This is a genomic window from Pseudomonas sp. NPDC089554 (genome assembly GCF_050280645.1).
Taxonomy (GTDB): Bacteria; Pseudomonadota; Gammaproteobacteria; order Pseudomonadales; family Pseudomonadaceae; genus Aquipseudomonas.
This window is the reverse complement of sequence record NZ_JBNNVR010000046.1, coordinates 26,957-39,598: the sequence shown is the minus strand read 5'-3', so window position 1 is coordinate 39,598 and position 12,642 is coordinate 26,957. Positions and strand designations below refer to the sequence as shown.

General features: G+C 64.0%; 15 protein-coding genes and 2 pseudogenes. 11 read left to right on the top strand and 6 right to left on the bottom strand.

Annotation, left to right across the window (positions count from 1 at the left end):
- Window positions 1-72 precede the first annotated feature (72 nt).
- From ACQKPE_RS15125 to ACQKPE_RS15115, 3 genes are all read right to left on the bottom strand, one after another.
- Entirely contained in the window at window positions 73-897 is an 825-nt protein-coding gene (locus ACQKPE_RS15125) for a phasin family protein (protein ID WP_427667037.1), read from the bottom strand.
- 10 nt (window positions 898-907) lie between these two features.
- The gene (locus tag ACQKPE_RS15120) at window positions 908-1,330 is read right to left on the bottom strand and encodes a phasin family protein (protein ID WP_427667035.1); all 423 of its coding nucleotides are present in this window, start codon (window positions 1,328-1,330) and stop codon (window positions 908-910) included.
- A 149-nt stretch (window positions 1,331-1,479) separates the two neighbouring features.
- The gene (locus tag ACQKPE_RS15115) at window positions 1,480-1,755 is read right to left on the bottom strand and encodes a polyhydroxyalkanoic acid system family protein (protein ID WP_427667034.1); all 276 of its coding nucleotides are present in this window, start codon (window positions 1,753-1,755) and stop codon (window positions 1,480-1,482) included.
- A gap of 125 nt (window positions 1,756-1,880) precedes the next feature.
- On the opposite strand from ACQKPE_RS15115, the gene ubiE reads away from it, so the two are divergent.
- The 11 genes and pseudogenes from ubiE to ACQKPE_RS15060 all read left to right on the top strand — a co-directional run bounded on the left by ubiE (window position 1,881) and on the right by ACQKPE_RS15060 (window position 9,923).
- Window positions 1,881-2,651 (top strand): bifunctional demethylmenaquinone methyltransferase/2-methoxy-6-polyprenyl-1,4-benzoquinol methylase UbiE, encoded by a 771-nt coding sequence (ubiE, locus tag ACQKPE_RS15110; RefSeq protein ID WP_427667033.1) that lies wholly within the window; start codon window positions 1,881-1,883, stop codon window positions 2,649-2,651.
- On the top strand, window positions 2,651-3,274 hold the full coding sequence (locus tag ACQKPE_RS15105; RefSeq protein ID WP_427667031.1) for a ubiquinone biosynthesis accessory factor UbiJ: 624 nt from the start codon (window positions 2,651-2,653) through the stop codon (window positions 3,272-3,274). The genes ubiE and ACQKPE_RS15105 overlap by 1 nt, the downstream gene beginning before the upstream one ends.
- Window positions 3,271-4,880: pseudogene (gene ubiB / locus ACQKPE_RS15100) on the top strand (ubiquinone biosynthesis regulatory protein kinase UbiB). Before ACQKPE_RS15105 ends, ubiB begins: the two are co-directional and overlap by 4 nt.
- A 73-nt stretch (window positions 4,881-4,953) precedes the next feature.
- On the top strand, window positions 4,954-5,346 hold the full coding sequence (gene hisI, locus ACQKPE_RS15095; RefSeq protein WP_427667030.1) for a phosphoribosyl-AMP cyclohydrolase: 393 nt from the start codon (window positions 4,954-4,956) through the stop codon (window positions 5,344-5,346).
- Window positions 5,347-5,348: 2 nt separating this feature from the next.
- Entirely contained in the window at window positions 5,349-5,684 is a 336-nt protein-coding gene (locus tag ACQKPE_RS15090; RefSeq protein WP_375099696.1) for a phosphoribosyl-ATP diphosphatase, read from the top strand.
- Between the two features lie 41 nt (window positions 5,685-5,725).
- Complete coding sequence (locus tag ACQKPE_RS15085) at window positions 5,726-6,010, top strand: twin-arginine translocase TatA/TatE family subunit (protein WP_427667029.1); 285 nt, start codon at window positions 5,726-5,728, stop codon at window positions 6,008-6,010.
- 3 nt (window positions 6,011-6,013) lie between these two features.
- Window positions 6,014-6,388, top strand: a complete 375-nt coding sequence (tatB, locus tag ACQKPE_RS15080) for a Sec-independent protein translocase protein TatB (protein ID WP_427667027.1) — start codon at window positions 6,014-6,016, stop codon at window positions 6,386-6,388.
- Window positions 6,385-7,176, top strand: a complete 792-nt coding sequence (gene tatC, locus ACQKPE_RS15075) for a twin-arginine translocase subunit TatC (protein ID WP_427667024.1) — start codon at window positions 6,385-6,387, stop codon at window positions 7,174-7,176. Before tatB ends, tatC begins: the two co-directional genes overlap by 4 nt.
- Window positions 7,173-7,880, top strand: a complete 708-nt coding sequence (locus ACQKPE_RS15070) for a 16S rRNA (uracil(1498)-N(3))-methyltransferase (protein ID WP_427667022.1) — start codon at window positions 7,173-7,175, stop codon at window positions 7,878-7,880. Before tatC ends, ACQKPE_RS15070 begins: the two co-directional genes overlap by 4 nt.
- Before the next feature lie 126 nt (window positions 7,881-8,006).
- Window positions 8,007-9,065: pseudogene (locus tag ACQKPE_RS15065) on the top strand (methyl-accepting chemotaxis protein); the annotation flags it as partial.
- Window positions 9,051-9,923 carry a methyl-accepting chemotaxis protein gene (locus ACQKPE_RS15060; RefSeq protein WP_427667042.1) on the top strand — a complete coding sequence of 291 codons (873 nt, stop codon included), beginning with the start codon at window positions 9,051-9,053 and terminating at the stop codon, window positions 9,921-9,923. The pseudogene ACQKPE_RS15065 and the gene ACQKPE_RS15060, both read left to right, overlap by 15 nt.
- Before the next feature lie 54 nt (window positions 9,924-9,977).
- Here ACQKPE_RS15060 and ACQKPE_RS15055 read toward each other — a convergent pair whose 3' ends face one another.
- The 3 genes from ACQKPE_RS15055 to ACQKPE_RS15045 form a co-directional block, all read right to left on the bottom strand.
- Window positions 9,978-10,712, bottom strand: a complete 735-nt coding sequence (locus tag ACQKPE_RS15055; RefSeq protein ID WP_427667041.1) for an amino acid ABC transporter ATP-binding protein — start codon at window positions 10,710-10,712, stop codon at window positions 9,978-9,980.
- The gene (locus ACQKPE_RS15050) at window positions 10,705-11,667 is read right to left on the bottom strand and encodes an amino acid ABC transporter permease (RefSeq protein ID WP_427667020.1); all 963 of its coding nucleotides are present in this window, start codon (window positions 11,665-11,667) and stop codon (window positions 10,705-10,707) included. Before ACQKPE_RS15050 ends, ACQKPE_RS15055 begins: the two co-directional genes overlap by 8 nt.
- 78 nt (window positions 11,668-11,745) lie before the next feature.
- Entirely contained in the window at window positions 11,746-12,543 is a 798-nt protein-coding gene (locus ACQKPE_RS15045) for a transporter substrate-binding domain-containing protein (RefSeq protein WP_375099743.1), read from the bottom strand.
- Window positions 12,544-12,642 lie beyond the last annotated feature (99 nt).

The following is a 12,642-nucleotide window of genomic DNA, read 5'->3' as shown; positions in this document are numbered from 1 at the left end:
GCAAGCCCGCTCCTACAGGGACCGTGATGAACCAGTAGGAGCGGGCTTGCCCGCGAAAAGGGCGCCGCGGAATCAGGCTTGAGTAGCCGGATTCACTGGCGCCGATGGGGTGCTGCTGGCCGGAGCCGCGCTGGGCGCCGGTGCTGCGCTCGCTGCCGGGGTAGCCGGTGCAGCGGGCTTGGCGGCGGCAGGCTTGGCCGGGGCTTTCTTCACCGCCGGTTTCTTCGCCGCAGCCGGTTTGGCAGCGGGCTTCGCGGCAGCAGGCTTGGCGGCGGGCTTGGCGGCAACCGGTTTGGCAGCCGCAGCTTTGGCAGCAGGCTTGGCCGCTGCGGTTTTCGCCGCAGGTTTAGCTGCAGCCTTCACCGCAGGTTTAGCAGCCGCAGGTTTCGCCGCAGCGGTCTTGGCAGCCGGTTTTGCCGCAGGCTTGGCAGGCGCCTTGGCCAGTGGCTTGGCAGCGGTCTTGCTGGCCGCTGCCTTGGAGACCGGAGTGACCGACGCGCCGGTCAGCTTCTCGATCTTCTTGGTCAGGCTATCGACCTGCTGGTGCAGGGCCTTGATCTCGTTGCGGCTCGGCACGCCCAGACGCGAAATGGCGCTATTCAGGCGCTTGTCGAAGGCCTCTTCGAGTTCGCTCCACTTGCCCATTGCGCGGTCCTTGACGTCGGACACCCGCGAGGTGGTCGCGGACTTGGCGCTGTCCTTGGCGGAGGTGACCTCCACCTTGGCTTTCTTCTCGGCTTTCTCGCCGTCCTTCACCAGCGAGTCGAAGAGCTTCGGGCCGTCCTGGTCGATCTTCGAATAGATACCCAGGCCAGCCAACCAGATCTTGCGGGAATACTTTTCGATTCCGCCGACCCAGGAGCTGCTTTCTTTTTCAGTGTTCTTCTTGCCAGCCATCCTGCTCTCCTTATGGTTTGCGCGCGACACGCTCGAGCAGCTCGGTCAGTTGCTCAAGCTTGATAGACAACGCCTCAACGTCATGTTTAGACGGAATGCCGAGGCGATTCAAGGCGCGGGCCACCCGCGCGTCGAAAGCTTTCTCGATTTTGTCGAGCTGTACCTCGACCTTGCCACGTACCCGGCTCACTTCCTGGGTGGCTTCTTCGATCTGGCCGTTGGCGGCATCGAGCTTCTTGTCGATGGTTTTCTTGCCACGCTTCTCGACGCCTTCGCCAGCTTTCACCAGCTCCTTGAAGTAGTCGGTGCCTTCCTGGCCGACGCGGGCGTAAGCCCCCAGGCCTGCCAGCCAGATCTTGCGCGCGTAGCCGCGCACGTCGTCCAGGGCGCTGGTTGCGGCGTCTTCTTTTTTCTTCAGGTTCAACTTGGCCATGCTGTGCACCTCACGCTCGAAAGGGAATGGAGGAACGGCCCAGGGGTCGGGCTTGAGCATGAAGGTAGGAAAAAAAATTAGAATTCTCACCCTAAGGTGAAGGTTGCCGGAGTCACGCCCCGGCAACACAACGCTTTGGCCAGACCGACTCAAACCAGCGCTTTATCCAGCGCCCGCTCGATCTCGCCCTTGATGGTGCCACTCATCATCGACAGCATCATGCCCAGCTTGAGCTCGACGCGGATGCTGTCGTCACCGATGTGCACGCTGCCATTGGCGCCGCTGCGTGTCACGTCGACGCGGTCGCCGTTCCAGGTAGCCTTGAGGTCGTACTCGCGGGACAGTTTCTCCACCAGGAACTCGGCCTTGGCACGGGCCGCCTCGCGACCGAGGGAATGTTTACGTTCGACGCTGATCTGAGTCATGCGGGGTATCCAGGCGTTGGGGACATACTGCGCATTATGCCCGCCCCTGCGACGCGGCACACCCCGCCAAGACAAATCCGCCCGTTCGCCCTAGAATGGCGGTAATTTTTTCCCGGTGAAGCGATATGAACGAGCAGCGCAAAGGCGAACACGCCGAGCCCACCACCCATTTCGGCTACCAGGATGTGCCCGAGAGCCAGAAGGCGCAGAAAGTCGCCGAGGTGTTCCACTCCGTAGCCGCCAAGTACGACCTGATGAACGACGTCCTCTCCGGTGGCATGCACCGGCTGTGGAAGCGCTTCACCATCGAGCTGTCCGGCGTGCGCAGCGGCAACCGGGTGCTGGACATCGCCGGCGGCACGGGCGACCTTGCAGCCAAGTTCTCGCGCCTGGTCGGCCCCACTGGCCAGGTAGTGCTCGCCGACATCAACGAATCGATGCTCAAGGTCGGCCGCGACCGCCTGCTCGACCGCGGTGTGGCCGGCAACATCGAGTTCGTCCAGGCCGACGCCGAGAAGCTGCCGTTCCCCGACAACCACTTCGACTGCGTGACCATCGCCTTTGGCCTGCGCAACGTCACCCACAAGGATGAAGCCCTGCGCTCGATGCTACGCGTGCTCAAGCCCGGTGGCCGCCTGCTGGTGCTGGAGTTCTCCAAGCCCACCAACAAGCTGATGTCGCGCGCCTACGACGCCTACTCGTTCGCCTTCATGCCCCTGGCCGGCAAGCTGATCACCAACGACTCGGAAAGCTACCGCTACCTGGCCGAATCGATCCGCATGCACCCTGACCAGGAAACCCTCAAGAGCATGATGGTCGACGCCGGTTTCGACCGCGTCACCTACCACAACATGACCAGCGGCATCGTCGCCGTGCACCGGGGAATCAAGCCCTGATGCTCCTGGCCGGGCTGCTCGCCAGCGCCGAGCACGGGCTCAACCGTGTGCTGCGCATGGACAGCACCGCGCTGCCGCGCCTGGCCGCGCTCGAAGGCAAGGTGATCGAGATCGACTGCACGCAGCCGGCCTTGCAGTTGTTCATCCTGCCCGACGAAGAAGGCCTGATGCTCGCCGCCCACTGGGAAGGCGAGGTCGATTGCAGCCTGCGCGCGCCGGCCACTCGCCTCGGCCAACTGGCCCTGAGCAAGGACAAGAACGCCGTGCTGCACAGCCCGCAGGTAGAACTGCATGGCGACAGCGCCGTGCTGCTGGACCTGGTCGGCATCCTGCAAGACCTGGAGCTGGACTGGGAATACGAGCTGCAACGCTGGCTCGGCCCCGTGCCCAGTGCCTTGCTCGCCGGCCACCTGCGCCTGCGTGCACGCTGGACCAAACAAGGCCTGTCGCGCTTCAGCCAGAACCTGTCCGAATACCTGGCCGAAGAGTCGCGCACCCTGGTGGGTCAGCGTGAAGCCGAAGCGGCCTTCAGCGAGCTGGACTCGCTCAAGGTCGATATAGAACGCCTGGAGGCACGCATCCGTCGCCTCTCCCACTCCCTCGATACCAGCGATAACGCATGAAGCTGCTCGCCGTCCGCCGTCTGTTGCGCATCCAGCGCGTCGTGATCCGCTACCGCCTCGATGACCTGCTGTTCGACCTGCCCCTGCCCTGGTGGCTGCTCAGCCTGCGCCTGCTGATGCCCTGGCGCTGGCTGCCACGCAAGCCGCTGGCGCTGACCCGTGGCGCACGCCTGCGCCTGGCCTTGCAGGACCTGGGGCCGATCTTCATCAAGTTCGGCCAGCTGCTTTCGACCCGCCGCGACCTGCTTCCCACCGACGTGGCCGACGAGCTGATGCTGCTGCAGGACCGCGTGCCGCCGTTCGACCCGCAGAAGGCCGTGGCGCTGATCGAAGCGCAACTCGGCTCCAAGGTGGGCGAGGTGTTCAGCCGCTTCGACGTCGAGCCCCTGGCCTCGGCCTCGGTGGCCCAGGTGCACGCCGCACGCCTGAAAAGCGGCGAGGAAGTGGTGGTGAAGGTGGTGCGCCCGGGCCTGAAGCCTGTGATCGCCCAGGACCTGGCCTGGTTGTTCCTGATCGCCAAGGGCGCCGAGCGGGTGTCTGCCGATGCCCGTCGCCTGCACCCGGTAGAGGTGGTCGGCGACTACGAAAAAACCATCTACGACGAGCTCGACCTGCTGCGCGAAGCCGCCAACGCCAGCCAGCTGCGGCGCAACTTGAAGGCTCCGAGCTGATGTACGTGCCCCAGGTGTACTGGGACTTCTGCCGCCCCAAGGTGCTGGTGATGGAGCGCATCTACGGCGTGCCGGTGACCGACATGGCCACCCTGGCCGACCAGCGCACCGACATGAAGCTGCTGGCCGAGCGTGGCGTGGAGGTGTTCTTCACCCAGGTGTTCCGCGACAGCTTCTTCCACGCCGACATGCACCCGGGCAACATCTTCGTCAGCACGGTCAAGCCGTGGAGCCCGCAGTACATCGCCATCGACTGCGGCATCGTCGGCAGCCTCACCGACGAGGACCAGGACTACCTGGCGCGTAACCTGATCGCCTTCTTCAAGCGCGACTACCGCCGCGTGGCGCAGTTGCACATCGACTCAGGCTGGGTGCCGGCGCACACCAAGGTCAATGAATTCGAAGCGGCGATCCGCACCGTGTGCGAGCCGATCTTCGAAAAACCGTTAAAAGATATTTCCTTCGGCCAGGTACTGATGCGCCTGTTCCAGACCGCACGGCGCTTCAACATGGAAGTGCAACCGCAGCTGGTGCTGTTGCAGAAGACCCTGCTGAACATCGAAGGCCTGGGCCGCCAGCTGTACCCCGACCTCGACCTGTGGAGCACCGCCAAGCCCTTCCTGGAACGCTGGATGCGCGAGCGCATGAGCCCCAAGGCGGTGTTCGGCAACCTCTACAGCCAGGCCGAGCAGCTGCCGCACCTGGCCGACATGACCCGCGACCTGCTCGAGCGCCTGTCGCAACCGCACCTGCAAGACCCGCAGTTGCCCGAGCGCCGACGCCAGGGCGACACCTGGGCGTTGCGCCTGCTCGGTGCCGGCCTGCTCGGTGGCGGCGCGATGCTGGCCGCCGGTGCTGCCAGCCTCAGCGCTCCCGCCGCCTGGCCGGCATGGCTGATGCTGGCCGCCGGGCTCTACCTGATCGTGCGCCGATAGCCAGCCGCGCCGCTGGCTGGCACACTAGGAAGCTATGGGCCTGTACAGGAGCCGGCCCGGTTTGGAGTCGACGATGAAAGACTGGCTGGACGAGATCAAGTGGAACAGCGATGGCCTGGTACCGGCCATTGCCCAGGACCACAAGACCGGGCGCGTACTGATGATGGCCTGGATGAACCGTGAATCCCTCGCCCTGACCGCCGCCGAGCAACGCGCCATCTACTGGTCGCGCTCGCGGGGCAAGCTGTGGCGCAAGGGCGAAGAGTCGGGTCACGTGCAGAAACTGCATGAACTGCGCCTGGACTGCGATGCCGACGTGGTCATCCTGATGGTCGAGCAACTGGGTCATATCGCCTGCCATACCGGCCGTGAAAGCTGCTTCTATCGCGTCTTCGAAGACGGCCAGTGGAAAATCGTCGACCCGGTCCTGAAGGACCCGGACGCCATCTACAAGGCAGGGCACTGACAATGAGCGACACCCTCAACCGCCTCGCCGAAGTGCTCGAGGAGCGCAAACACGCCGCCCCCGACAGCTCCTACGTGGCCAGCCTGCATCACAAGGGCCTGAACAAGATTCTTGAAAAACTCGGCGAAGAGTCGATCGAGACCATCATTGCCGCCAAGGATGCCGCCGTCAGCAAAGATTGCAGCGATGTCATCTACGAAACTGCCGACCTGTGGTTCCATAGCCTGGTCATGCTCAGCGCGTTGGGCCAGCATCCGCAGGCGGTGCTCGACGAACTGGAGCGCCGCTTCGGCCTCTCCGGACATGACGAGAAGGCCGCACGCCAGCCTTCCGCCTGATGTATCCAGGGGCTACGCCCCACACCTTTCAGGAGCACGAAATGGGTATCTTTGACTGGAAACACTGGGTCGTCCTGCTGGTCGTCGTAGTGCTGGTGTTCGGCACCAAGAAGCTGAAGAACTTCGGCAGCGACCTGGGCGAGTCGATCAAGGGCTTTCGCAAGGCCATGAGCGACGAAGAAAACAAGCCGGCCGAGCAAACCCCGCCGCCGGTGCAGCCGTCCGTGCAGCCCACCCAGCAGCCACAAAGCACCGCGCCGCTGAACCAGCCGCACACCATCGAGGGCCAGGCCACACCGGTCCAAGAGCCACAACGGAAAGACTGACCCATGTTCGGCATCAGCTTCAGCGAGCTGCTGCTCGTCGGCCTGGTTGCCCTGTTGGTGCTCGGCCCCGAGCGTCTGCCAGGGGCTGCGCGTACCGCAGGCTTGTGGATCGGCCGGCTCAAGCGCAGCTTCAACAGTATCAAGATGGAAGTCGAGCGCGAAATCGGCGCCGACGACATCCGCCGCCAGCTGCACAACGAGCACATCCTGCAGATGGAAGAGGAAGCCAAGCGCATCCTCAACCCGCAGGCCCAGCCGAGCACACCGCCGGCCACCAGCGAAACACCGGCCAGTAGCACGCCACAGGTGCCTGCCGCCGATGCCCCGCCCGTGGCGCCCCCTACTCCCGAGCCAAGCCAGCCGCCGCGAACCCCATGAGCGAAACCCCGGAACAAGACCAGCCGATGCCGCTGGTCGCGCACCTGACCGAGCTGCGTAGCCGCCTGCTGCGCTGCGTTGCCGCCATCTTCCTGATCTTCGCCGGGCTGTTCTCCTTCGCCCAGCAGATCTACACCTTGGTATCGGCGCCGCTGCGCGCGCACTTGCCGGAACACGCGACGATGATCGCCACCGACGTGGCCTCGCCGTTCCTCACGCCGTTCAAGCTGACCATGATCGTCTCGCTGTTCCTGGCCATGCCGGTCATTCTCCAGCAGGTCTGGGGCTTCATCGCGCCAGGCCTGTACAAGCACGAGAAGCGCATCGCCATTCCGTTGCTCATTTCGAGCATCATCCTGTTCTATGCCGGCATGGCCTTCGCCTACTTCCTGGTGTTCCCGCTGATCTTCGGCTTCTTCGCCAGCGCCACGCCCGAGGGCGTGTCGATGATGACCGACATCGCCAGCTACCTCGACTTCGTCATGACCCTGTTCTTCGCCTTCGGGGTCGCCTTCGAGATCCCCGTGGCGGTGGTGCTGCTGGTGTGGATCGGCGTGGTCGACGTGGCTTACCTGCGCAAGATCCGCCCCTACGTGATCATCGGCTGCTTCGTGGTCGGCATGATCCTCACCCCACCGGATATCTTCTCGCAGACCCTGCTGGCCGTGCCGATGTGGCTGCTGTTCGAGGTCGGCGTACTGTTCGGCGGCCTGGTGCGCAAGCGCAGCCAGGCCCGTGAGGACGCCGCGGACGACCACAACGACCAGCCGCCTGCGACCCAGCCGTGAACCTTTTGCTACTGGAAGACGCCGACTTCGTCGCGGCGGACCGCGTGGTGCTGGCCGACCGGCGCTTCACCCACATGCAGGAGATCCACCGCGTGGCGGTGGGTGACAGCCTGCGTGTCGGGCGTATTGGCGGGTTGATGGGCAAGGCCACGGTGCTGCGCCTGGAGGGCCACGAAGCGGAGCTTGCGGTGGCCTTCGACCAACCGCCGCCAGCCAAGCTGCCACTGACCCTGGTGCTGGCCGTGCCGCGCCCGAAGATGCTGCGCCGATTGTTCCAGACCTGCGCCACCCTAGGCGTGCAGCGACTGGTCCTGGTGAACAGCTACAAGGTCGAGAAGAGCTTCTGGCAAACCCCCTTCCTCACCCCGCAAAGCGTCCGAGACAACCTCATCCTCGGCCTTGAGCAGGCACGCGACACCGTACTGCCCGAAGTCATCATCGAGAAGCGCTTCAAGCCCTTCGTCGAAGACCGCCTGCCTACCATCGCCCAAGGCACCACCGGCCTGGTTGGCCACCCCGGCCCCTACCCGGCCTGCCCGCGCGCCGTGCAAGGCCCGGTGACCCTGGCCATTGGCCCGGAAGGCGGCTGGATTCCCTACGAAGTCGAGCTGCTGGAAAAGGCCGGCCTCGCCCCCGTGCAACTGGGCGAACGCATCCTGCGCGTCGAAACTGCCGTCACCGCCCTGCTCTCGCGTATTTTCTAAGCACATTCTTTATTTCATTTTTCTGACCAACGGGTCAGCAACCCTCTATCAAGTTTCCCCCTGGCAAGCCGATGGCCTTTGCAACATAAAAAAAATGGTTTCACGGCATTACCAAGGGGAGTCGCTATGTACACGTGGTTTGCCCAGTCACTGGGAAATATGAGCGTCAATCGCAAGCTAGGGATGGGCTTCGGCCTCGTCTTGCTGTTGACCCTGGCGATCACCGCCACGGGCTGGAGCGGCGTGGACAGCGTGATAGGCCGTGGCGACAAGCTGGGCAATATCTCGGTGATTCTCGAGTACAGCCAGGAGCTGCGCATCGCTCGCCAGCAGTTCGAGCGCAACCGCGACGAGGCCTCGGTGGGCGAGCTGGAAAAGGCCTTGCGCCAACTCGATACGCAGGTGCAGATGATGCTCGGCCAGATCGAGCAGCCTCAAGACCAGCAGCGCCTGAAACAACAGCACGAGGCGGTGCGCCAGTACCAGCAGGCGTTCAGCGACATCAGGCAAGCCAACCAGCGTCGTGAAGCGGCCCGCGGCATGCTCGGCGACACCGCCGACAAGGCTGCCGACCTGCTCGGCAAGGTGCAGCAGCGCCTGCTGCAAGCCGGTGATATCGGCCAGTACCAGGAAGCCGTGCAGGCCAGCGCCCTGCTGCAACAAGCGCGTTTCCAGGTGCGTGGCTACACCTACAGCGGCAAGGCCGAGTTCCAGCAAACCGCGCTGAACGCCATCGACCAGGCACTCGCCGTGCTCAAGACCCTGCCGAACAAAGTACCTGCCGAATACGCCGCCAGCCTTGCCGACGCCGCCACGGCCATGGCCGGCTACCGCGACGCGGTGAACCAGTTCGGCGCAGCCCAATCGAGCGCCGAGCAGGCCCTGCAACGCATGGTCACCCAAGGCCAGGTGCTGATGGAGGCCAGCCAGCAGATGACCCTGTCGCAGACCGCGGTACGCAACGCGGGCGCCCAACAAGCGAAGAACGTACTCATTGGTGCCACCGTACTGGCGCTGGTACTGGGCCTGCTGGCCGCCTGGGTGATCACCCGGCAGATCGTCGTGCCCCTGCGCCAGACCCTCACCGCCGCCGAGCGCGTGGCCAGCGGCGACCTGAGCCAGGACCTGCTGGTGGAGCGTCGCGACGAGCTGGGCCAGTTGCAGGCCAGCATGCAGCGCATGACCCTAGGCTTGCGCCAGTTGATCGGCGGTATCGGCGATGGCGTGACGCAGATCGCCAGCGCTGCCGAGGAGCTGTCTGCGGTGACCGAACAGACCAACAGCGGGGTCAACAATCAAAAGGTCGAGACCGACCAGGTGGCCACCGCCATGAACCAGATGACCGCCACCGTGCACGAGGTCGCACGCAGCGCCGAGCAAGCCTCGGAAGCGGCGCTGATGGCCGACCAGCAAGCCCGCGAAGGTGACCGGGTGGTAGGCGAAGCCATCGCCCAGATCGAGCGCCTGGCCGGTGAGGTGCAAAACTCCAGCGAAGCGATGAACCAGCTCAAGGCCGAAAGCGACAAGATCGGTAGCGTGCTCGATGTGATCAAGTCGGTGGCCCAGCAGACCAACCTGCTGGCCCTCAACGCCGCCATCGAAGCCGCCCGTGCCGGCGAGGCCGGGCGCGGTTTCGCGGTGGTTGCCGACGAAGTGCGCAGCCTGGCCCAGCGTACCCAGCAGTCCACCGAGGAAATCGAAGAGCTGATCGCCAACCTGCAAAGCGGCACCCAGCGGGTGGCCAGCGTGATGGACAACAGCCGCGAACTGACCGGCAGCAGCGTCGAGCTGACCCGCCGCGCAGGGGGTTCGCTGGAAACCATCACCCGCACCGTATCGTCGATCCAGGCGATGAACCAGCAGATTGCCGCGGCGGCGGAGGAGCAAACAGCAGTGGCCGAGGAGATCAACCGCAGCGTGATGAACGTGCGGGATATTTCCGAACAGACGTCGGCGGCCAGTGAGCAAACTGCCAGTTCCAGCGTCGAGTTGGCGCGGCTGGGGACTCATCTGCAAGGGTTGGTGGCGCGGTTCAGGCTCTAATCCGGCATCTGTGTCGCCTGGTTCGCGGGCTTGCCCGCGAACCAGGCGACGCTGTTACAGCACCTGACGCAAGAACGCCTGGGCCCGCGGGTCTTTCGGCGAGGCGAAGAACTCGCCGGGCGCTGCGTCTTCCAGCAGCTTGCCGTGATCGAAGAACAACACGCGGTCCGCCACTTCCCGGGCAAAACCCATCTCGTGGGTCACGCAGACCATGGTCATGCCTTCCTGGGCCAGGGTCTTCATCACGTCCAGCACCTCGCCGACCATCTCCGGGTCCAGCGCCGAGGTCGGCTCGTCGAACAGCATCACCTTCGGGTCCATCGCCAGGGCACGGGCGATCGCCACCCGCTGCTGCTGGCCACCGGAGAGCCGCGACGGGTACTCGTTGGCCTTCTGCGCGATGCCTACCTTCTCCAGCAACGCCCGCGCCTTGGCCTCGCGCTCGGCCTTGTTGCGCTTGCGCACCACCTTCTGCGCCAGGCACAGGTTCTCAAGCACGGTCATGTGCGGGAACAGGTTGAAGTGCTGGAACACCATGCCGACTTCACGACGGTAGGCATTGATATCGGTCTTCGGGTCGTCCAGGCCAAGGCCGTCGATGGCTACGTGGCCGTCGTCGAAATCCTCAAGGCCATTGAGGCAGCGCAGGAAGGTCGACTTGCCCGAACCCGAAGGGCCGAGCACCACCACCACTTCGCCCTTGGCCACCTGGGTGGTGACATTGTCCACCGCGCGCACCACATGGCCACGGGTGTCGAAGACTTTCAGCAGGTCACGGACTTCAATCACTTTGCGCAAGCCTCCGCTCGAGCCGGCTGGCGATGTGCGACAGCGGCAGGTTGATCAGCAGGTACAGGCCCGCTACGCAGAACCAGATCTCGAAGGTCGAGAACGAGGTGGTAATGGCCTCGCGGCCGCTCTTGGTCAGTTCGGTGATGGCAATTACCGACACCAGCGAGGTGTCCTTGACCAGGCTGATGAACTGCCCGGCCAGCGGCGGCAGCACGCGCTTGAACGCCTGCGGCAAGATCACGTGGCGCATCGACTGCGCGCCATTCAGGCCCAGCGAGCGCGCCGCTTCGTTCTGCCCCTTGGCGATCGACTGCACGCCGGCCCGGACGATCTCGGCCACGTAGGCGCCAGTGAACAGCGCCAGCGCCGCCACCCCGGCGAACTCACGGGACAGATTCAGCACCGTGCCGATGAAGAAGTAGAAGATGAAAATCTGCACCAGCAGCGGCGTGCCACGGACCAGTTCGACATACACCGTGGACAGGTCGCGCAGGGTCGGGTTGCTCGACAGTCGGCAAAGCCCGGCGAACAAGCCGATCGCCAGGCCAAAGGCACCGGACACCACGGAAATCCACAAGGTGGTCCAAAGGCCCCAGGCCAAAGGGCCTGCGGCCCAGTGGCGAGTAACGCCGATAGCATCGCCCTCGGCAACGTCATCGCCGCGACTCAGTTGCAGGCTGTCCTTGGCCACTTCCAGCACTTGCTGGTCGCCGTCTTCGTCCTTTAGGGTGACACGCGCGGTGTCCCCGGACACGACGATCTCCTCGACCGTGCCGTAGCCTGCTGCGCGCTGCACGTCCTCGGCCTTGTAGGCGAAGTACTGCGGCACGCGGTTCCAGCGCCACTCGTAGGAAATCATCGAGGTGGCCATGTACAGGCTGAATGCCAGACCGACCAGGACCAGCGCGGTCAGCGCGTGCCAGGGCCACTGGGCTTTCTTGTGTTTGATCACGTAGGTGCTTCCAGTAAATGCGAACGCGCAGGGGTTGCCTGCGCGTCGGGGTCAGTGCCTGGGCGTGTAGCCTGGGCCTTATTCCATGTCCTTCAGCCAGTCCTTGTTCTTGAACCACTTGTCGTGGATACGATCGTAGGTCCCGTCATGCTTGATCTGGTGCAGGAAGTTGTTGATGAAGTTGAGGCTGTCGTAGTCGCCTTTCTTCAGGCCGAAGGCCAGTGGTTCGAAGGTGAAGGGTTCTTCCAGGAACACCAGCTTGCCGGCGCCGGCCTTCTCGATGGCCACCACGTTGTACGGTGCGTCGTAGACGAAGGCGTCGGCCTTGCCGTTGACCACGTCCATCACCCCTTCCTGCTCGTTGTCGTAGCCGTGGTACTTGGCTTTGCTGATGAGCTTCTTGGCAACCATTTCGCCGGTGGTGCCCAGCTTGGAGGTGATGCGGTACTTCTCGTTGTTCAGGTCCTTGTACGACTTGATCTCGCCGGCCAGTTCCTTGCGGATCAGCAGGGTCTGGCCAACGACGATGAAGGGTTCGCTGAAGTTCAGGCGCAGGTTGCGTTCCTGGGTCAGGGTCATGCCGCTGCCGATCATGTCGAACTTGTCGGTCAGCAGGGCCGGGATGATGCCGTCGTAGGCGGTGGAAACGGTTTCCAGCTTGACGTTCATCGACTTGGCCATGGCCTTGAGGATGTCCACTTCGAAGCCGACGATTTCGCCGCGCTTGTTGGTCATCTGGAACGGCATGTAGGTGGGGTCCATGCCTACACGCAGGGTGCCACGCTTGACGGCATCGTCGATAGCGCCGGCCTGGGCGGTCGCGACCGCAACCAGCGCAGTGACGCCGAGCATCATGCCCGACAGGAATTTCTTCATCATCACCAGTTCCCCTAGCAAGAAGTACGCAAAGTATTATTTTTTTGCACGATCGTTCCGACCGGTGCGTTATGTCGGGAGGGATGCTAACGCATGCGC